This window comes from Chitinophaga nivalis (assembly GCF_025989125.1).
GTDB lineage: Bacteria > Bacteroidota > Bacteroidia > Chitinophagales > Chitinophagaceae > Chitinophaga > Chitinophaga nivalis.
Genome location: NZ_JAPDNR010000001.1, coordinates 536,719 through 555,820, shown reverse-complemented (window position 1 = coordinate 555,820; position 19,102 = coordinate 536,719). Strand labels below are relative to the sequence as shown.

At 47.8% G+C, this 19,102-nt stretch carries 19 protein-coding genes; 11 read left to right on the top strand and 8 right to left on the bottom strand.

Features of this window, described 5'->3' with window-relative positions; all coding sequences use genetic code 11:
• Positions 1 to 9 precede the first annotated feature (9 nt).
• Positions 10 to 1,470 carry an Ig-like domain-containing protein gene (locus OL444_RS02335; protein WP_264734852.1) on the bottom strand — a complete coding sequence of 487 codons (1,461 nt, stop codon included), beginning with the start codon at positions 1,468 to 1,470 and terminating at the stop codon, positions 10 to 12.
• Between the two features lie 166 nt (positions 1,471 to 1,636).
• On the opposite strand from OL444_RS02335, the gene OL444_RS02330 reads away from it, so the two are divergent.
• Positions 1,637 to 2,104 carry an SRPBCC family protein gene (locus tag OL444_RS02330; RefSeq protein ID WP_264734853.1) on the top strand — a complete coding sequence of 156 codons (468 nt, stop codon included), beginning with the start codon at positions 1,637 to 1,639 and terminating at the stop codon, positions 2,102 to 2,104.
• Positions 2,105 to 2,119: 15 nt separating this feature from the next.
• On the opposite strand, the gene OL444_RS02325 is transcribed toward OL444_RS02330, so the two are convergent.
• Complete coding sequence (locus OL444_RS02325) at positions 2,120 to 2,653, bottom strand: hypothetical protein (protein WP_264734854.1); 534 nt, start codon at positions 2,651 to 2,653, stop codon at positions 2,120 to 2,122.
• A gap of 329 nt (positions 2,654 to 2,982) precedes the next feature.
• Here OL444_RS02325 and OL444_RS02320 point away from each other — a divergent pair, with 329 nt between their 5' ends.
• The 7 genes from OL444_RS02320 (at position 2,983) to OL444_RS02290 (ending at position 7,316) form a co-directional block, all read left to right on the top strand.
• Complete coding sequence (locus tag OL444_RS02320) at positions 2,983 to 3,444, top strand: GNAT family N-acetyltransferase (RefSeq protein ID WP_264734855.1); 462 nt, start codon at positions 2,983 to 2,985, stop codon at positions 3,442 to 3,444.
• A gap of 105 nt (positions 3,445 to 3,549) precedes the next feature.
• On the top strand, positions 3,550 to 4,062 hold the full coding sequence (locus OL444_RS02315) for an RNA polymerase sigma factor (RefSeq protein WP_264734856.1): 513 nt from the start codon (positions 3,550 to 3,552) through the stop codon (positions 4,060 to 4,062).
• Positions 4,053 to 4,541 (top strand): hypothetical protein, encoded by a 489-nt coding sequence (locus OL444_RS02310; protein WP_264734857.1) that lies wholly within the window; start codon positions 4,053 to 4,055, stop codon positions 4,539 to 4,541. The genes OL444_RS02315 and OL444_RS02310 overlap by 10 nt, the downstream gene beginning before the upstream one ends.
• 133 nt (positions 4,542 to 4,674) lie before the next feature.
• Positions 4,675 to 5,169 (top strand): hypothetical protein, encoded by a 495-nt coding sequence (locus tag OL444_RS02305; RefSeq protein WP_264734858.1) that lies wholly within the window; start codon positions 4,675 to 4,677, stop codon positions 5,167 to 5,169.
• A gap of 130 nt (positions 5,170 to 5,299) precedes the next feature.
• The gene (locus OL444_RS02300) at positions 5,300 to 5,791 is read left to right on the top strand and encodes a lipocalin family protein (protein WP_264734859.1); all 492 of its coding nucleotides are present in this window, start codon (positions 5,300 to 5,302) and stop codon (positions 5,789 to 5,791) included.
• A 231-nt stretch (positions 5,792 to 6,022) separates the two neighbouring features.
• Positions 6,023 to 6,772, top strand: coding sequence for a metal-dependent hydrolase (locus OL444_RS02295; protein ID WP_264734860.1), 750 nt, complete (start codon positions 6,023 to 6,025; stop codon positions 6,770 to 6,772).
• Between the two features lie 34 nt (positions 6,773 to 6,806).
• Positions 6,807 to 7,316 (top strand): GNAT family N-acetyltransferase, encoded by a 510-nt coding sequence (locus tag OL444_RS02290; protein WP_264734861.1) that lies wholly within the window; start codon positions 6,807 to 6,809, stop codon positions 7,314 to 7,316.
• A gap of 9 nt (positions 7,317 to 7,325) precedes the next feature.
• Here OL444_RS02290 and OL444_RS02285 read toward each other — a convergent pair whose 3' ends face one another.
• From OL444_RS02285 to ispG, 6 genes are all read right to left on the bottom strand, one after another.
• Entirely contained in the window at positions 7,326 to 8,219 is an 894-nt protein-coding gene (locus OL444_RS02285) for a LysR substrate-binding domain-containing protein (protein WP_264734862.1), read from the bottom strand.
• Between the two features lie 22 nt (positions 8,220 to 8,241).
• Positions 8,242 to 9,159 (bottom strand): molybdate ABC transporter substrate-binding protein, encoded by a 918-nt coding sequence (locus OL444_RS02280; RefSeq protein ID WP_264734863.1) that lies wholly within the window; start codon positions 9,157 to 9,159, stop codon positions 8,242 to 8,244.
• Between the two features lie 11 nt (positions 9,160 to 9,170).
• Positions 9,171 to 9,590 carry a DsrE family protein gene (locus OL444_RS02275; protein WP_264734864.1) on the bottom strand — a complete coding sequence of 140 codons (420 nt, stop codon included), beginning with the start codon at positions 9,588 to 9,590 and terminating at the stop codon, positions 9,171 to 9,173.
• A gap of 20 nt (positions 9,591 to 9,610) precedes the next feature.
• A complete protein-coding gene (locus OL444_RS02270; protein WP_264734865.1) occupies positions 9,611 to 10,444 on the bottom strand; it encodes a c-type cytochrome in 834 nt (277 codons plus the stop codon).
• A gap of 454 nt (positions 10,445 to 10,898) precedes the next feature.
• Positions 10,899 to 11,243 carry a hypothetical protein gene (locus OL444_RS02265; protein ID WP_264734866.1) on the bottom strand — a complete coding sequence of 115 codons (345 nt, stop codon included), beginning with the start codon at positions 11,241 to 11,243 and terminating at the stop codon, positions 10,899 to 10,901.
• A gap of 62 nt (positions 11,244 to 11,305) precedes the next feature.
• Positions 11,306 to 13,267, bottom strand: coding sequence for a (E)-4-hydroxy-3-methylbut-2-enyl-diphosphate synthase (gene ispG / locus OL444_RS02260; RefSeq protein ID WP_264734867.1), 1,962 nt, complete (start codon positions 13,265 to 13,267; stop codon positions 11,306 to 11,308).
• A 129-nt stretch (positions 13,268 to 13,396) separates the two neighbouring features.
• Between ispG and OL444_RS02255 the strand changes: the two genes are divergently transcribed.
• From OL444_RS02255 to OL444_RS02245, 3 genes are all read left to right on the top strand, one after another.
• Positions 13,397 to 14,257 (top strand): helix-turn-helix domain-containing protein, encoded by an 861-nt coding sequence (locus OL444_RS02255; protein ID WP_264734868.1) that lies wholly within the window; start codon positions 13,397 to 13,399, stop codon positions 14,255 to 14,257.
• A 113-nt stretch (positions 14,258 to 14,370) separates the two neighbouring features.
• The gene (locus OL444_RS02250; protein WP_264734869.1) at positions 14,371 to 15,783 is read left to right on the top strand and encodes a TolC family protein; all 1,413 of its coding nucleotides are present in this window, start codon (positions 14,371 to 14,373) and stop codon (positions 15,781 to 15,783) included.
• A gap of 62 nt (positions 15,784 to 15,845) precedes the next feature.
• The gene (locus OL444_RS02245; protein WP_264734870.1) at positions 15,846 to 19,088 is read left to right on the top strand and encodes an efflux RND transporter permease subunit; all 3,243 of its coding nucleotides are present in this window, start codon (positions 15,846 to 15,848) and stop codon (positions 19,086 to 19,088) included.
• Positions 19,089 to 19,102: the final 14 nt, after the last annotated feature.

Here is a 19,102-nt window from a genome sequence, read left to right as displayed (position 1 = left end):
AGCAATCATTTATATTTCTAGTTTTTTGCTGACAGACCAGTAGGCTTTCAGGTTTTCTTTACCAGGAAGCAGAATGACTCTTTCCGGCTGTTTTTTCGGTGTCCTGAAATATACACCACGGTCCCAGACGCCATTTCCATTGGCATCCAGTAATACCCGTACTTCATATTCTCCCGGCGTGATAAAGGTTTGCTGCCATTTACCATTTACGGCGGTGCCGGCATATTTGATCGTTTTATCCTGCACAAGTTGTATCACATAGTGCATGGTGCTATCGTTGATGGCGGCCCGGGTACTGTCACTGATTTTCAGTTCGGCCCGGAATATGGCATAGTCACTGGCTTTTTTACTGCGGAAGCTGATGGTATCGGCCCGCACCAGCTGTTGCCCCGAGGTATCTGTTGGTGCATCTTTTGGAATAATCAGCCGGTAAGGCATGCCTTCTTTCCATTTATAATGCAGCGATAGTTTGGTATGGGTAGAATCCAGCTGACTGCTGAAGGCAACCGGATTATAGCTGCTGTCTTCACCCAGTATGAGCCGGGCACTGTCCAGGTTCCGCAATGGCAGGTTGAAGGTGAGGCTCATGGGAGCCGGCAATTCCTGTAACCCGCCTTCCAGTGTGGCGGTAACCGTCAGTTTGGGATGTTTCTTTTTCTTATCTTCCTTAACAGGCTCCAGGTCTATATCGGTAGAGTCTACCGGCTCCGGCGGCGGTTTGATGGTGCTGTCGGTTTCCATAAACAACAGCAGGTTTAAGTTACCCAGGTTGGCTTCTTTCAGCACAATCGGGGTTTCCTGAAACGCAATCATCTCAGCAGGCTGGTTGTACTGGAGGTCCCGGTCTTCCTCTTTCAGGGCAAATATCTTATAGGTGCCCGGTGCAATATTTTTAAAACGGAAAGTGCCATCCCCCTTGGTTTTGGCATAATAAACCGGTTTTTCTTTGGTAACGATGGAATCATCCATGCCACGGTACAACATGACAGCCACGTTACTGTCCAGCTGACCTGTTTCTGCACTCAACAGCCGGCCGCTCACCTGTAAGCTATCGAGGTAGCTGCCTGTGGAAACCACATACTGATAATCTTCTACGATATTTCTTTCGTTGATGTCACGGATGGCATCTGCAAAATTGAAGGTGTAAGTCGTATTGGGCGCGAGTGTATCCCGGATTTCCAGGGTAACCGTGTGCAGTTTGGCTGTCACAATCGGAGAACGTTTCAGGGTAGGAGACACGATCAGTTTATCATTCACATTCTCCAGCTCAATGAACTCATCAAACACAAAGTATACTTTCCTGCTGTTGAAGTGAAGCGAGGAGTCTTTAGGCCGGGCCTGCAACAGCAAAGGAGGAATACTGTCCCGCGGCCCGCCGCTGGGCGGTACAATATTGGCGCAGCGCGTTAAAGAGATCGAGACGATAATAAACATCAGCCAGAATAACCAGCTCCTGATATATTGATTCATGTTGCCTGGGTCGGATTAAAAAAATATGCTGCAAACTTACGAAAAGCGGCGAAAGACTAACGGTCTATTCGGGGATTGGCGGGAATAATTTCCCGGCCCGGGAGGCCGGTTTCGCCGATCCCGGAATTTGCTGCTGTAATTCTTATTATTTTGTTAATGTTACAATATGGCAAGCATTTATTCATTGCAGCAAATACAGTTGATTCCGGCTACACTGGAAGAGGTGTGGCACTTTTTTGCCACGGCCAATAACCTGGCGCGGCTAACCCCCGCCTATATGCGGTTTAGGGTTACCTCTGCCCCGTATCACGGGCATATCTATGCAGGACAATTCATTACTTACCTGGTTAGTCCGGTACCAGGTATTCCGTTGGAGTGGGTAACTGAAATCACACAGGTACAGCCACTATCTTATTTTGTAGATGAACAAAGGGTGGGGCCCTACCGGATGTGGCATCATCAGCATCACTTTGAAGCAGTACCGGGCGGCGTGCGGATGACAGATACGGTGCATTACCGCCTGCCGTTGGGAGTGTTGGGAAAGCTGGCGCATTACCTATGGGTAAAACGCCAGCTGGATGGAATTTTTTCCTACAGAAAAACAGCCGTAGAACAGCACTTTGGCCGGATGTAATCCGGCGATGTTTGTTTAGGGCTGCTCGTGAACAGTTGTAGAGAGATGCTCTCCGGTATATAGTTTAATAATGCTTTTACCTGTTTTAGGAATGGCTCCCAGCCATAAAGGCATAATAGCAGCACTCCCTTTCTCCTGATTAGCCGGCGCTTCGAAACGCAGGGTGGCATTGTTCGTTAAATTATCTATGGTGGCAGATGATAACTCGATCTGTGTACCATAATAGGTGGCCGGCATGGTGGCCGCTATCACCAGTTGGGTACCGAAATCAGGTTGATCGATGGTGTTGTTCATAGTTTTACCGACGCCAAAGAGGCTATCAAATGTTTTTGCATTGTCTATTACCCAGAAGGTGAGGCTGTCGTTCACCGTGATGGTATTTTTTACAAAATACCCGGATAATGGCTTTACGTCCAGGCTCCCGGAAGGAGATGCCTGTGGATCCAGGGTGCTATCCGTACTGCCGTTGTGGTTAGTTGCCTGGTTATTGTTGCAGGAAACAGCCATCAGTGAGCAGAGAACGACTGATAAAAGAAAACGGTACTGCATGAAAGAACATTTTATGGTCAGCTTAATAACAGCAGGGAGCTGGAAATGTTGTCGGAGATAGCGGGGTCAGTAAGGTAATATTACCAACGGCGTATTTTCCGATGTAGCTCCCTCCGGCAGGGAGCCTATATTTTCCCGGTACCGGAGCAGCTGTAAAATTATCCTGTTGGGTGAAATAAGGGATTATCTCTCATCTTCCTATAATTTTAAGGGGAGGTGAAACGTTGTAATAGCGTTTCAACAGATAGCCGGCATTAATTGTTGGAGCGGAGACAAAGGAAATAACGCATATGGATACACTTCACTACCGGTTGGCAATAACAGCAGACATGGCAAAGATCACAGCGCTTTCCCTGTTGAGTTATAGACAGTTTGCAACCGTGCTGGAACCGGAAAACTGGCAAAGGATGTATAATAGCCAGGCAGATGAATCAGCATTACAGGCTTTGATGCAAATATCCACCACCACTGTGTGCGAAGTGGGAGAGCAGTTGGTGGGTGTTATTTTTCTGGTATCTTCGGGCCATGCAACGGATATTTATCCGGCTGACTGGGCCTATATCCGGCGATTAGGTGTAGATCCGGCTTTCAGAGGTAAGGGTATCGGCCATCAGCTTACTGTAATGGCGATTGAACAAGCCCGGCAAAATGGAGAAAAAACAATTGGGTTGCATACCAGCACGATGATGCCTGATGCCCGGCATATTTATGAAAAATTGGGATTTAGCCTGATGAGGGAACTGGATCCGATTTTAGGGCAACAGTACTGGCTGTATTCGATGCCGCTGTAGTTTATCCGATTTAGCTATTGTGTTAACAAATTTCATCACAATGGCGTCATCAGTTATATGGGTAATTTTTCTATATTAGCAATTTAAACCGAGTACATAACATCTTTGGGGAGAGATCTGGCACATATAAGTGAGCAAGTGCTCATTGAGCGACTGGTGATTGGTGATCCCGCAGCGAGGGAGCTGTTATATGACCGGTATGCAGGCGCACTGTACTCAATAGTGTTGCAATTAGTGCCCATCAAAACGAGGGCAAACGATGTAATCGTGCGGGTTTTTACCTGGGCTTTTCATCATATAGAAACGTATGAAACCTCTGGCTACCGTACTTTGTTTGCCTGGTTAATGCGTAAGACAAGGGAACTGGCCATTCAGGAAGCCTTGCCTGATACAGCGCTTACCGGTACGGAGCTGATGGAAAGGGAAGACGGTGTATTACAACAATTTTACCTGATATTGCCGGCCAATGAACAACAGATATTCCGGCTCAGTTATTTCAAAGGATTATCCATTACAGCGATCGCTCGGTTACTGGCTTTGCCGGAAGAGCAGGTAAATGACATCCTGGGAGCTGCTATGAAGGCTTTCAGAAAATACTTAAAAGATACTTGGAACTAAAATTTTACATAGAGAGCGGTATCATTGAAGCCTTCGTGATGGGGCTGGCCACGGAAGACGAGGTGGAGGAGCTGCGGCATATGAGAAAGCTGTATCCGGAACTGGATACAGAAGTCGCATTGGTAGAACGTCGTTTGGAAAAGGCCGTTTTTGATGAACCTGCTATGCCTCCGGTTGAAGTGCGTGAACGCGTGTTACAGCAAATCAGATGGGAGCAGGGAGGTGGAGGAGCTGGTGCTGCCACGCCTCCTAACTATACTTTTATCAATTTACAGCCAAACGACGGCAATCATATTACTGTACACCGCTGGTGGAAGATCTTCTTTATCATCTTCTTTATTATGTCAAAGATCTTTCTATTCCTTGCCATCTTTTATTATCTCAAGTATCGCCAGGAACAGGAAAGAGCCAAAACTACCGGGTGCAACGAAATCATTTATCAACAACCAGACAGTAGCGGAAATACTTTTCTTCTATAATAGCAACGGAAGAAAAATTTTTTAAAATATTTCCCATTTTGAGAATCCACAGACAGTAAGCTTTCGTATCTATCTAAGATATATTATTTATTAACCATATTTTACAAATGGTAAGTTTTCGTAAAGTAACGTTTTGAACATCCAGGAATACATAGAAAGCGGTATAATTGAGCGTTATTTGCTTGGACTTGCTACACCTGAGCAGGAAGCAGAGCTGCATCATTTGCGTCGGCGTTTTCCTTTGTTGGAAACAGAGATTGCTGCAGCAGAAGTAAGAATTGAAAAACAAATGCTCGGGGAAGCCGTATTGCCGCCCATAGAGTTGAAAGGCCTGGTATTCCGGCATATCCGGGAAGATAACCGGTACCGGGAGAACGACCATCGCCAGGGACATAACGGCAACGGACATACGCGTGGTGGTCCTACCTACATCAACATTCAACCCGGCTGGAACCGGAATATTACTGTAAGTATCTGGTGGCGCTGTGCCTTTATTGCCTTGGTTGTACTGGTGATGTCACTCGCGGCCAGCACCTGGTATCTTTATCAGCGCACGACACATCTTGAAGAAATTTTACTCCAATCCAAATTCCCTGCGACCGCTGCTCCGGCGCCAGGCCCCCGTTAAGCTTTCACTTTTCATTTGGTACGTTTCTTGCAAAAGCTGAACTTGCCGCTGTATTTTCGTTGTTATAAAACCTTATTTGACAGCAACGTGTTGAATACACGAGCATTTTAACACACAAATTCATTTTCCCATGAAAAATTTTTCATTAACAGCATTATTTCTGGCAATGATAGCCATCTTCGGATCATCCTGTTCTCCCAAACAAGGTGTAACACAGGACATTAATAAAGCCTCCGTAAAAGGCAACTGGGAGTTAACAGATATCCGTTATGAAGGCATTCCGGAAAATGCTAAAGTGACTGTTTTCGATGAAGCATCGGCCAAATGTTTTGTCGGCAGCAGGTGGGTTTTACCGGATAACAATGCTAATGGCTCCTACACTATCTCTTCTACTCAGAATGGTTGCAGCCCGGTTACACAGAATATCGTATGGTCTCTCAGCAAACAAGGAGGCGTTACCATGTTCGGTTTCAAAAAACTGCTGACTGGCGTGAAAGCCAAAAACGTAGCAGATGGTTATAGAGTAGAAGTTACCGGCGCCGGCAGTGTGATGACCTGGAGAGCTAATTTAAACTTCGAGAACAAAGCTGCTGCTATCATCTATACATTACAACGCAGATAGTTTTTACCAGCTATATACAGCAAAGGCCTGCCGGTATCACCGGCAGGCCTTTGCTTTTAGGGACTACCCTGGCGTAGCATGATGGTAAATGTTATGCTTACATTATTATAGTATCCGTTTCTAAAGAAGAATCTCCCGTGTTGTATTTTCAACCCCGGAAACCAATGCAGCGGGAACAAATTACTATGAGAAATAGTATATTTAGAAAGTAAACCATAACCAAGTATCCTTATGAATATGCAGCACGCCAGCATTCAATTCCTGGGGCATTCCAGCTTTCAGATCACCACACCTGAAGGTCATGTGATATTAATAGATCCCTGGTTTACCGGGAATCCGGCACTGCCGGCCAATTTTGTCATACCCGCAAAAGTAGACCTGATTCTTGTTTCCCACGGCCATAGTGATCACCTGGATGCAAAACTGGCGGAAGTAATCCGTTCCAGATCACCAAAGGTGATAGCCAGTCCCATTGTACGTTGGTACCTGTTGGAACAGGGCATACCGGACTACGTTTTTGAGCCGATGAATGCAGGTGGTACCCTTAATATCCTGGATGTTAAAATTACCATGACGAATGCATTCCATTTTTCACAGATCAATCTTCCCGGTGGCAAAATTGGTTATACCCATGCTGCCAATGGTTTTATTGTGTGGATGAGCGACGATATTTCCGTGTATTACTCCGGAGATACCTCTGTATTTGGCGATATGGAACTGATCGGAGAAATTTATGAACCGGATATTGCTATCCTCCCGATTGGCGACCGTTTTACAATGGGACCACTTGAAGCGGCTTTTGCCACCCGATTGCTGAAAGTAAAACATGTCATTCCCTGTCACTATGGTACGATGCCTTCCTTAACAGGTACGCCTGAACGCTTTAAAGCCCTGACGGCAGATATAGAATGCCTGCAGATACATCTGCTGCAGCCGGGAGAGGTGCTGGATACGGCAGCTATAAAGCTGCATCACAGGTAACCTTCCTGTTAATATTTATTGTAAATTTTTGTTCATGTTACCCCTTAGGACAGATCGACTACTGCTATATCCGTGCAGGTTGCCGCTGCTGACGGAAATCTACCTGCAGAATCCACACGCTGCGGTATCATTGCAGGCAGTTATTCCGCCGGAATGGCCACAACCGGAACTGAAAGAACAGTTACCGCATTTTATTGAACAGCTACAGCATGATCCGGGATCGTTTCCCTGGATGCTGTGGATCATTGTATCACAGGCAGATAATACGGTGTTGGGAGATATCGGATTTAAAGGCCGGCCCGACCCGGAAGGGATGGTAGAAATCGGATACGCCCTGTTGCCGGCTTACCGGCGGCAGGGGTTTATGCAGGAAGCTGCTACGGCACTCATTAACTGGGCCTTCGGGCAGCCACATGTGGAAAAGGTAGTGGCAGAATGCCACGTGACCAACATCGCCTCCATGCGGGTACTGCAGAAACTTGGAATGCGGGAAACCGGGCGCTCTCCGGAAATGATTTACTGGCAGATACTGAATAACGTATAGGTATATACGTTATTCAGTCATATTTTGTCTGGCAAAACGGATAAACAGCTGACACAGTTTATCCTGTAATCCCTGCAGATAAGTGAAGTGCAGCTTGCGTACTACCCGGAAATTCTTTACTGGCAGAATGGTAAATTCACCGGCTTCGAGTTCCCGTTGTACGGCCTGTAACGAAATGAAAGCCGCACAAGGTGCGTAATGCAGATAAGATTTAATACTTTCTGTACTGCCCATATACATGGCTACATTCAGGTCTGTAATTTTTAATTTCAGCCGTTTCAGTTCGTCGGTAATGACTTCCAGTGTGCCGGAACCATGTTCGCGCATCAGCAGCGGAATGGTGCGAAGGTCAGCTGCTGTTAATGGCTCGCCGTTGCCATATTGATGTTTGACATTGCCTACCAATACAATTTCATCTTTGGCAAACTCCACATACTTCAACAACGGATTTTTAGAACTGCCTTCGATGATGCCCAGCTGGATGCTCTTTTCAAAGAGGGCCTGTTCAATCTGTTCGGTATTGCCATTGGTAAGCGAGGTTTTCACATCCGGATACCGTTGGTTGAATTTCGCCAGCAGGGGCGGTATGAGATATTGGGCAATGGTGGTGCTGGCGCCTATCGGCAGCAGTCCACCCTGCATATGTTTTAACTGATTAATATCGTACTCCAGGTTGCGGTAGTCTGTGAAAATAATTTCTGCGTGCCGCATCACCAGTTGTCCTGCATTGGTAAGTTTGATTTTATTGCCGATTCTTTCAAATACGGCCATGCCCAGTTGCTGCTCCAGCTCATGGATATGTTTGGTTACAGCCGGCTGCGAAATATATAATTCCTCCGCGGCTTTTGTAAAGCTGAGACGTTTGGCGACAGTATGAAATACTTTGAGTCGGAAGTCGAACATAAATTAAATGTACAAAATTAGCTTACAACTCGGGCGGCGTAAACCCAAAATGAGCATAAATACGTTGCCCGCGGGTACTCATCAGGAAGGTCATAAAGTCTTTTGCTGCCTGTGGATGTGGAGCTGATTTCAGGATGCCTGCCCAGTAGGAAGCCCGGATATTTTCCGCTGGAGGAATCGTTACCATCGCTACCGGATGTCCGATCATTTGCTGATAATAGACTTCCGTATACCATACGGGGCCAGCATCTGCCTGATCATATAAAATCCGGAGCGGAGTTTCGCGGTGATGTATTTTGGTCAGGTAGGTGGTGCCTTTTTGTATTTTATCTGCCATAATTGTTTGCGTAAGCGCCGTACCACCGGTTTTTTCCCAGGCCTCTATAATACGTTTGCCAATACCTTCCCAGGCCGGATTGGGCATGCTGGTTCGCACATCGCTGCGTCCCAGGTCTGCCAGGCCTTTCACCTGTTTGGGATTGTGCTGTTGTACCATGATAGCGAGGGTATTGCCTGCATAGTTTTTTACTACGGAGAAGCTATCACGGAGCTGATCAATCCTGTTTTTGCCGGCAGTGTAAATATCCGGCCTGATGTCGATACGGAGGTTGCCGGTTACCAGCGACCCGGTGAGTATTTGCTGCGCCAGGATGCCGGGTGGCAGCGTTTCTGCAAATACCCTTTTATATTGTGGATAATACTTTTTGAAATCCGTGATCAGAGAGTCGATGACCATAAACTGGTTACCGGCGAAGAAGATCACCAGCTGCGGATCAATAATGTCGCCATACAGGTCTGGTATGTTATCGATGCCGGGTACGGTAAAGGATACACCTGCAGCCGGTGGCACGTTCCAGGGCGGGTCGAAGCGGTGTTGCTGGGCATGTAGTGCCCCTGCCGATAGCAGCGATGCTATCAGCCATATGGTTATCTTTTTCATGTTATTTTCGTTTATGGGTGTACGTAAGACCAGCCTTCCTGCTGGCGGATAATTAATTCGCCGTTACCGCTGGGGGTATAACTGATGAAAGGAAACAGTTCTTCTTTTTTGATGTTCCTTTCTTTCAGGGTATTCTCACATTCTACCAGAATCACACCCCGTGCTTTCAGGTCCTGCAGCAGTTCTTCGTAGGGATGATCTTTTTTGAATACAGTTACGCCACCGCCATGCGCTACCAGTTCAATGGTAATCTTTTGCTGCAGGCGCGGATCTTCCAGGGCATTTTTAATATTGCGGAGGGTACCGCGGATGATTTTATCATCGTCACTGTTGAGCTGATAGACTGCTTTGTATTTTGTCTTTTGCTGGCTGATAGCCTGATGGGCAGCCAGGATACAACAACAGCAAAGCAATAGCAATGTTTTTTTCATGGTGGTTTACAGTTTAACGTTTAAGGGTGCATATGTTGATAAGGTCCGTATTTATGCTGTTGTTCAGAAAAAGCATCTGCATAGGGACCAAAAGGAAAATCGATGGGTTTTTGCCGGAGGTCATGCCAGTCGCCGCCCTGGTCTTTATGCGGCCGGGGCATGGAATTGATGTAGGCGGCTACATCCCAGGCTTCTTCATCAGAGAGCCGGGCACTGTTGTAGTCTACGCCAAAGGGCATGTTGTATTTCACATAGCCGGCCAGGTTAAACAGCCGGTAGATGCCTGCCCCGTCGTTGTAACTGGCTGGTCCCCATAATGGCGGATAGAGGTAAGCTACTTTATCCGGTTGCAGCTGACCTTCTCCACCGGCGCCATGGCAGCTGCTGCATTGTTGCTGATAGACCAGCCGGCCTTTCTTGGGGTCGGCAGCACGGGCCAGCAGCGGCACCTTTTTGATGCCAGCGCCAGTGGGTGGCGTATCTTTTGTTACCTCACTGCCGAGCCATTCAATATAGGCTTTTATCGCTATCATTTCCCGGCTGGAAGAATCGGGTGCAGTACCATTCAGGCTGCGTTCAAAACAGTCGCTGATGCGCTTATAAATGGTTTCGCGGCTGTTGGATCTGGCCCGGAACAAGGGATAAACGCTGGCCACCCGGCTATAGTTATTGCCAAATGGTTTGGTACCCGCTTCGAGGTGGCAGTTCTGGCAGTTCATACCGTTGGAGAGCTGCAATACGCTGCCCTTAGGACCCAGATAGCGCGCCGTTTCGCTGATGAGTGTATGCCCGTAACGGATCATATCGCCCGCTGTGCCGGCGGGTATCGTGGTGCTGTCTGGTGGTTGCCACATCTTTTCGGGTGTGAAGGTCCTGGAAGGTGGCGGGTTGTTGTGTGTAAGCTGTTCCCATAACGTGCGGTAATAAAGAAAAAAAGTTTCAAAAAAAATCACGGTTCCCATTAAAAACAAACACGTGAAAAGTTTAAATACTAGCCGTTTATAGCGTTCTACGTTGTGATTGTTGGTCTCCATCTAAAATTACAGGTTGGTATATTTCACTACAAAAGTAGCTGACCACCAATGTGTTGTCAAATAACTAATCACTATGGGCGATAACCGGTTGTTATACACCAACAAGCGGCGAAAAGCGTGCATGCGAAAAAACGAAGTACTAAAAATATAAAAATTCCTTTTGCGGGAAGAGATAAAATGATGAAGAGAACAGGAGAGCAGGAACTAAAATAAAAGATCCCGGATAAATTATTATCCGGGATCTTTTATTTATTAAGTAGCAGGTAATTTTTCTTTACCCTTTTTTAACTGTTTTTTTGTTATTGGCTTTGTACCGCATATCAGGCGTGCCATCTTTTTTAGTGGGACCTGCTGCTGGTACTACTGATTTATTCTCTTTAAACCTTTTGTCAGGAGTGCCATCTTTTTTTAATTTGGCATCAGTGGCAACAACTGCAGGTGCTGCTGTTTGTTTAACATCCTGTTTGGTTTTTACTGTTTTTTCTTCGGCGCGCGCATGTACCGCTTTACCTTCTTTTTTTACAACTGTGGCTGGTGTTTGTGCTACGGCAGCAGTTAAACCCATGAACAAAGCCAGCATTCCGGTGAGAAGCTTTTTCATAAAAAGATAATTTATCAAAAATTAATGCTTTTTATTCATTGACAAACGCGCTGCTTACCATTTTAAGTAATATTTAATAATTAATTCTTTTCTACCCACATGCCGTTTTCCCGGATCAGGTTAATGAGTTCATTTACGGCTACATCACTGTTGAGGCCACGTTTTACGATCTCTTTTCCTTTGTACAGGGTAATTTTGCCCACGCCGCTGCCGACATAGCCAAAATCGGCATCGGCCATCTCTCCGGGGCCATTCACAATACAGCCCATGATGGCGATCTTCACGCCTTTCAGGTGGTGGGTGACCGCCCGGATGCGGGCCGTGGTTTCCTGTAAATCAAACAGGGTACGTCCGCAGGAAGGACAGGAAATATATTCTGTTTTTGAGATACGGGTACGGGTGGCCTGCAGGATACCAAAAGCGACGTTGTTCAGCGTGGCCTGATCGGCTGGTATGGCGGGGTTGTTGACCAGCCAGATACCATCTCCGAAGCCATCGAGGAGCAATGCGCCGGTTTCTGTAGCGTGGTGAATCAGGTGTTCGTCGGCATTCGCCTGCGGACTCACAGACTGAATGATCACCGGCACCGTGATGTTTTTATCCAGTAACCGGATAAAGAAACGTCTGACAGCCGTCATCGCATTACTACCGGTAGCAGTGGCCACGAGTATGGTGTGGGCTGCCGCATCGGGTTGCGCCAGTTGCGTCAATAGCTCGTCCCAGGCAGTGATAGCTGCTTCATTACAGTTGACCCACACAAAATTGATACGGGCGAGGGTACCTTGCCGGCAGGCCTGCAGGTAACCAGGTGTGTCGTAATAGGGAAGGCTGTCTGCCCGGTTTTCCAGGGTCTCCCAATAATCGGCATCCACGATGGGACGCAGGGTACCCGGTAACCCGAAGGCGGGTAATTGCCGGCCGGTATAGATATAATCTGCGGCGGCATCCCCGATATTCCATTTATCGCTGGGTGCATCATAGGTGTACCCAATCGCACGGAGATCATCCGGTTGCAGGTGCCCGGCATGACTATAGTCTGCTACTACTACGGGTACCTGTTTGTCGCCGGTATTTTCCACTACGATACTTTCTCTGCGTTTATAGGAGAAAGGAGAGTAGGGCAGCTGTTCCACCGGTGGAATAGCCGTATAGTCGTTACGGTTAGTGTATCTTTTGATAATATCGCGGCATACCGGCAGCTCAAATTCGGGATCTTCCGTCAGGGATACACGGATGGTATCGCCCACGCCATCTTCGAGGAGGGTACCAATACCAATGGCCGATTTGATACGGCCGTCTTCTCCGTCGCCGGCTTCTGTAACACCGAGGTGCAGCGGATAACAATGTCCCAGCTCCTGTTGCATGGTTTGCACCAGCAGGCGGTAAGCCTGTACCATCACCTGCGGATTGCTGGCTTTCATACTAAGTACAATATTGCGGTAATGCAGGTCTTCGGCAATGCGGAGAAACTCCATGGCGCTTTCCACCATGCCCATCGGGGTGTCGCCATAACGACTCATGATACGATCGCTCAGGGAGCCATGGTTGGTGCCGATACGCATAGCAGTACCATACTCCCGGCAGATGTTGACCAACGGCGTAAATCGTTCCCGGATGCGGTCTATTTCTTCCTGGTATTCTACATCCGTATAATCGATGGTTTCAAACTTCTTCTTATCCACATAATTACCCGGGTTAACCCTCACTTTTTCCACGATGCGGGCTGCTACTTCAGCGGCATTGGGGGTAAAATGTATATCAGCTACCAGGGGAGTGGTATATCCTTGTTTGCGTAATTCATTTTTGATGAGGAGCAGATTTTCAGCTTCCTTTTTACTGGGGGCGGTAATCCTGACCAGTTCTGCCCCTGCTTCAATACAGCGGATGGTTTGGGCCACGGTACCTGCTGTGTCCATGGTATCAGTAGTCGTCATGGTTTGCACCCGTATCGGATGGTTACTACCAATCAGTAAATCGCCTACCTTTACTTCCAGTGTGGCCAGCCGCTTGTATGTTGTAAGATTGTTGCAATAAAGTTGCATATGTTTTTGTTTTCCTGCAGTGCAAAGGTAATAAACCTGCGCGCAAAGTGCCCGCAAGGCTTAAAGCTACATTAAAATCCACAGGCGGTATCACTGACCCGGCATTTTAGCGTAATTTTAAAACGTATTATGTTAACAAACAGGGGAGTAGACATACCTTATCAGCAATTACCGTATAAAGACCACTTCAGTCTTTTTCCACTCAACGCGTTTAAAAATGAACTGACCAATCAGCCGCACCGGCATGACCACTTTCAGGTGATCTGGTTTACCAAAGCCAAAGGCCGGCATATGGTGGATTTCGTCTGGTATGAAGTGGAAGATAATATGTTATTCCTGCTGCGCCCCGGCCAGGTACATCAGCTGGACTGTGAACGGGAAGGCCACTTTCTGTGTTTTACCGAACAATTCTATTTTACCAATAAACACGACCGGGAAACCCTGTACGATTTCACCAACCTGTTCGACAACTGGCAAGGATATGGCCCTATTGGAGTCCGGGAGGAAACTACGGTGGCTTTCCATCAGCTGATTGCACTCATGAACCTGGAAATGAGCGGCGCCGCTTTCAGCAGCAGTATCATCAAACACTATCTCAATGCATTTCTGTTGCTGGCAGAACGTGAAAAGAAACGTAATGCTACAGAAAACATGATGCCGCTGAACTACGATGGCAGAGTGTTACAACTGCGCCGCCTCCTGGAACAGCATTATAAAAAAGAACACCAGGTGGCCTTTTATGCCAATGCTTTTGCCCTTACGCCCAAGCGGCTGAATGAAATCACCAAGGAAAATACCTCCCGTACAGTTACGGAATTACTCCACGACCGCATTATTCTGGAAGCCAAACGGAACCTGGCATTTAGTCACAAAAGTGTCAAGGAGATCTGCTATGAGCTTGGATTTGAAGACCCTGCCTACTTTAGCCGCTTTTTTAAGAATAACACCGGTATCTCTCCACAGGATTTCCGGGACATGATGTTCAAATAGTACAAGTCAATAGCTGAATTGTCCTAACAGGCAGGCAAGACCCCCTGTTATCTTTGCATGCTTATTCGCCTCCGCCAGCATCAAAGGCTTTTTTAGACGCTATAGATTAGAGTATGAACATCTGGAAACCGCTTTGCCTGCTTGTATTTGCGGCAAGTAATACAGTGGCTGTAATGGGACAGTCTGACCCGCTTACCTTACAGGAAGCACTGCAAACAGGATTGAAAAATTATCAATCAATAAAGGCAAAAGAAAACTATGCCAAAGCAGCTACTGAAAATATCAGCGCTGTAAGAAGAGAATACCTGCCAGACCTGAACCTGGCTGCACAAAACAGCTATGGTACCATCAATGGCCAAAACGGACCTACCTGGGCTTACAAAGGCTGGTCTACCGGTGCATCCGGCCCGGCGCTGCCCTCGCAGAACTGGAACGCGGCATTTGGTGGCCTGTATCTCGCCAACATCAGCTGGGACGTGGTAACCTTTGGCCGCCAACGCGCCAAAGTAGTGGCTGCCCAGGCACAATACAATACCAACATCGCCGACCTGGAACAGGAAAAATTTGAACAACAGATCCGTATTGCCGGCGCTTATCTCAATCTGCTGGCGGCGCAGCGCTTACGGGGCTCTATGGAATCCAACCTGAAAAGGGCGGAAGACCTGCGGCGGATTATCCTGAACCGGGCGCTGAATGGCCTGAGTGCAGGAGTCGACAGCTCCATTGCCAACGCAGAAGTATCCAAAGCCCGGCTTACACTGGTAGATGCTGTCAACTACGAAAGTGTGCAGAGCAACAAGCTGGCAGAGATGATGGATGTGCTGCCACAGACATTTGTGCTCGATACGACCTTTGTTACCAGGATCCCGCAACAACTGCTGGAAACCGTATCGGCAAAAGACACCGCTACCCTGCAGCAACAACCCCTGCTGAAATTATTTAATCAACGGGTATTATTGAGTGAAGCCAACCAACATTCCCTCAGTAAAAATGCCATGCCCCGTCTCTCTTTTATGAGCGTGCTGCAAACCCGCGGATCAGGGTTTGAATCGGATTATAGTGCTGCCAATACCAGCAGCTACAGCAAAGGCTACTGGGACGGTATTCATCCGCAACGCACCAACTACCTGGTAGGACTTAATTTATCCTGGACGGTAACAGACCTGTGGCGTACCAAAGCGCAGGTAGCCCGGCAGGAGTATACAACAGCAGGTTTAAAAAATGAGTACACCCAAACCTACAACCGTTTACAGCACCAGCTCTCGTTATCGGAAGAGCAGATAGAAAACGCGGTCCGGAAATACCGCGAGGCACCGGTAGGCCTGAAAGCCGCCAGTGACGCTTTCCTGCAGAAAAGTACCCTGTATGAAAACGGACTTTCCAACATTGCTGACCTGTCGCAGGCACTGTATAACATCAACAGGGCCGAAACAGACCGGGATATTGCTTACAATGGCGTATGGCAGGCTATCCTGTATAAATCAGCTACCATTGGGGATTTGCAGCTCTTTTTGCATCAACTGTAATACTGTGCGCCGTGCAGCTGCCCCCCAACATTTATCTGAACTCATTTGCAATATAGAAAAGTATGAATCTGATTAAAACCGCCTTACAAAAACCAGTTGCCATCGTTGTGATGGTAGTAGGACTGTTGTTCTTTGGCGTTTCTTCCCTGAGAGATATAAAAATAGACATCTTCCCGGATCTGAACCTGCCTTCTATCTACGTATCGCAGCCCTATGGCGGGATGTCGCCGCAACAGATGGAAGGATTTATTGCTACCAACTACCAGAACCTGTTCCTGTATGTTAGTGGTATCAAAGACATTGAAACAAAGAATATACAAGGGTTAACCATGCTTAAGTTGTCCTTCTATGAAGGCACCAATATGGCACAGGCAGCAGCAGAGGTAACCGCCATGGCCAATCGTGCATTTGCATCGATGCCTGCCGGTACACAGCCACCGTTTATTATACGGTTCGATGCCTCTACGCTGCCTATCGGCCAGTTGGCACTGAGCAGCGCTACCCGCAGCAATAATGAGCTGCAGGATCTGGCCATGACTATCGTCAGGCCATCCTTCTCCCGTATTGCGGGGCTCAGCTCCCCGGCACCTTTTGGTGGTAACTCCCGTACTGTACTGATTAATGTAGACCCGGCCCTGATGCGCAGCCATCACCTTACCCCGGATCAGATAGTAGCGGCCGTAAAAGACAACAACCAGATATCCCCCGCCGGAAACGTACGTATCGGCGATATTACTTACCTCACGCCCAATAATACCGTGATGCGTAAGGTGAAGGATTTTGAAACCATTCCCCTGGTGATGGGAGATGGCCCTACCGTATACCTGAAAGATGTGGCCCGCGTAGAAGATGGCGCTGATGTGACCACCAGCTATGCCGTTATCAATGGCAAACGATCTGTATACCTGCCGGCTATTAAAACAGCGGATGCTTCCACCTGGACAGTTGTAAAAGACCTGAAAGCAGCCCTGCCCAATATCCAGAAATTATTACCGGAAGATGTAAAAGTATCTTTTGAATTTGACCAGAGTACCTATGTGATCAACGCGGTGAAAAGCCTGGTGAGTGAAGGTGCTATTGGGGCTGTACTCACCGGTTTGATGGTATTGCTGTTTCTGGGAGATAAACGTAGTGCCTTTATTGTTATCCTGACTATTCCTGTCTCTATTCTGATTGGTGTCATGTGCCTGAAACTGGCCGGACAAACCATCAACATTATGACCCTGAGCGGCCTGGCACTGGCCATTGGCATCCTGGTGGATATGGCTACGGTGACCATTGAAAATATTCACCAGCACCTGGAAATGGGCAAGCCCAAAGCCAAGGCAATTTTGGATGCCTGCCGTGAAATAGCCTTCCCGGAATTGCTGATACTGTTTTGTATCCTCGCGGTATTCGCCCCTTCCTTTACCATGAGAGGCGTGCCCCGTGCCATGTTCCTGCCGCTGTCGCTGGCCATCGGATTTTCTATGATTGCCGCTTACCTGCTGGCCCAGACATTGGTACCTATTCTGGCAAACTGGATACTGAAAGCAGATCATTTTAAAGGACATACCACCCATCATGCTACGCTGGCGCTTACGCACGAAGAAGCAACGGACCTGGAAAAAGACTTAATGCACGAGCGTAAGCATCCGGCGAAGCTGAAGGGTTTTGAGAAATTCAAAATGCGCTTCCTGGGTCTATTGGAAAGCCTGATGCGCGTACGTAAAGGCGTTGTGATTGGTTACCTCGGAGGTATTGTGGTGGTGATTGTATTATGTATGAGCACCATCGGCCGGGATATTCTGCCGAAGCTCAACAACGGACAATTCCAGCTGCGCCTGAAAGCGCCCGAAGGCACGCGCATAGAGCGCTCCGAAGCCATGTTGCTGAAAGGTGTGAGCATCCTGAAAGAAATGGTAGGAGAAAAGAACATAGAAATCACTTCTTCTTTCATTGGTACCCATCCATCCTCTTATTCCACCAACCCGATCTATCTCTTTATGGCTGGTCCCAACGAAGCGGTGATGCAGGTAAATCTGAAAGAGGATTACAAGGTGAATATGGATGACTTCAAGGAGAAGTACCGGAAAAAATTACACCAGCAGATGCCGGAAGTGAAATTGAGTTTTGAACCGATTGACCTGACCGATAAGGTAATGAGCCAGGGTGCTGCTACCCCCGTGGAAGTAGCCATCATGGGGAAAAACCTGGCAGAGAGCAAGCCTTTTGCAGAGAAGGTACTGGCAGAGATGAAAAAGATTCCCTACCTGCGGGATGTACAGATTAATCAGCCGCTGAACTATCCGGCTATCCGGGTAAATATTGACCGGGAACGTGCCGGACAGCTGGGCGTGAGTGTAACGGATATTGCCAAATCACTGACCGCCGCTACTTCTTCCAGCCGCTTCACAGAAAAGAACGTGTGGCTGGATGAGAAAAATGCGACCTCTTATTTTGTACAGATATCCGTACCGGAAAACCAGATGAGCAGCATGAATGATATGGCGGCCATCCCGGTTTCAAAGAACCAGACCAGGCCTTTTCTGGGCGATGTGGCTACGTTGCAGCCGGATACCGTTATCGGAGAATATGACCGGGTAGGCGCTGTGCGTATTATTTCTATCGGCGCCAATGTGCATAAGAAAGACCTGGGCCGCGCGGCAGATGCTGTGGATAAAGCCATCAAACGCGCCGGTGAACCACCGCGTGGTATGAGTGTGGAAAAACGCGGTTTGATGAATCTGTTGACAGAAACACTGGACAGCCTGCAATCCGGTTTGCTGGTAGCCATTATCGTGATCCTGTTATTGCTGGCGGCCAACTTCCAGTCGTTTAAAGTAGCGCTGGTGATTGTATCTACCATCCCCGCAGTACTGGCTGGCTCCCTGATCATGTTGCTGCTCACCGGTTCTACGTTGAACCTGCAATCCTATATGGGTATCATCATGTCGGTGGGCGTATCGGTGGCCAATGCGATCCTGCTGGTGACCAATGCAGAGAAGCTGAGACTGGAAAACAGCGATGCCCGCAAATCGGCCCTGGAAAGTGCCGCGGTAAGGTTACGGCCTATTCTGATGACCAGCATCGCGATGGTCGTAGGTATGATACCGATGGCTTCCGGTTTGGGTGAAGCCGGTGATCAGACGGCGCCACTGGGCCGCGCAGTAATAGGCGGATTGATTGCCTCTACTTTCGCGTCCCTGCTGATATTACCGCTCATCTTCTCCTGGGTACAACGTAAGGCTACTGTTAAATCGGCCTCACTGGATCCCGAAGATAAAAACAGCGAATTTTATATCCCGGACGCCACACACGCATAATACTAACTACAATG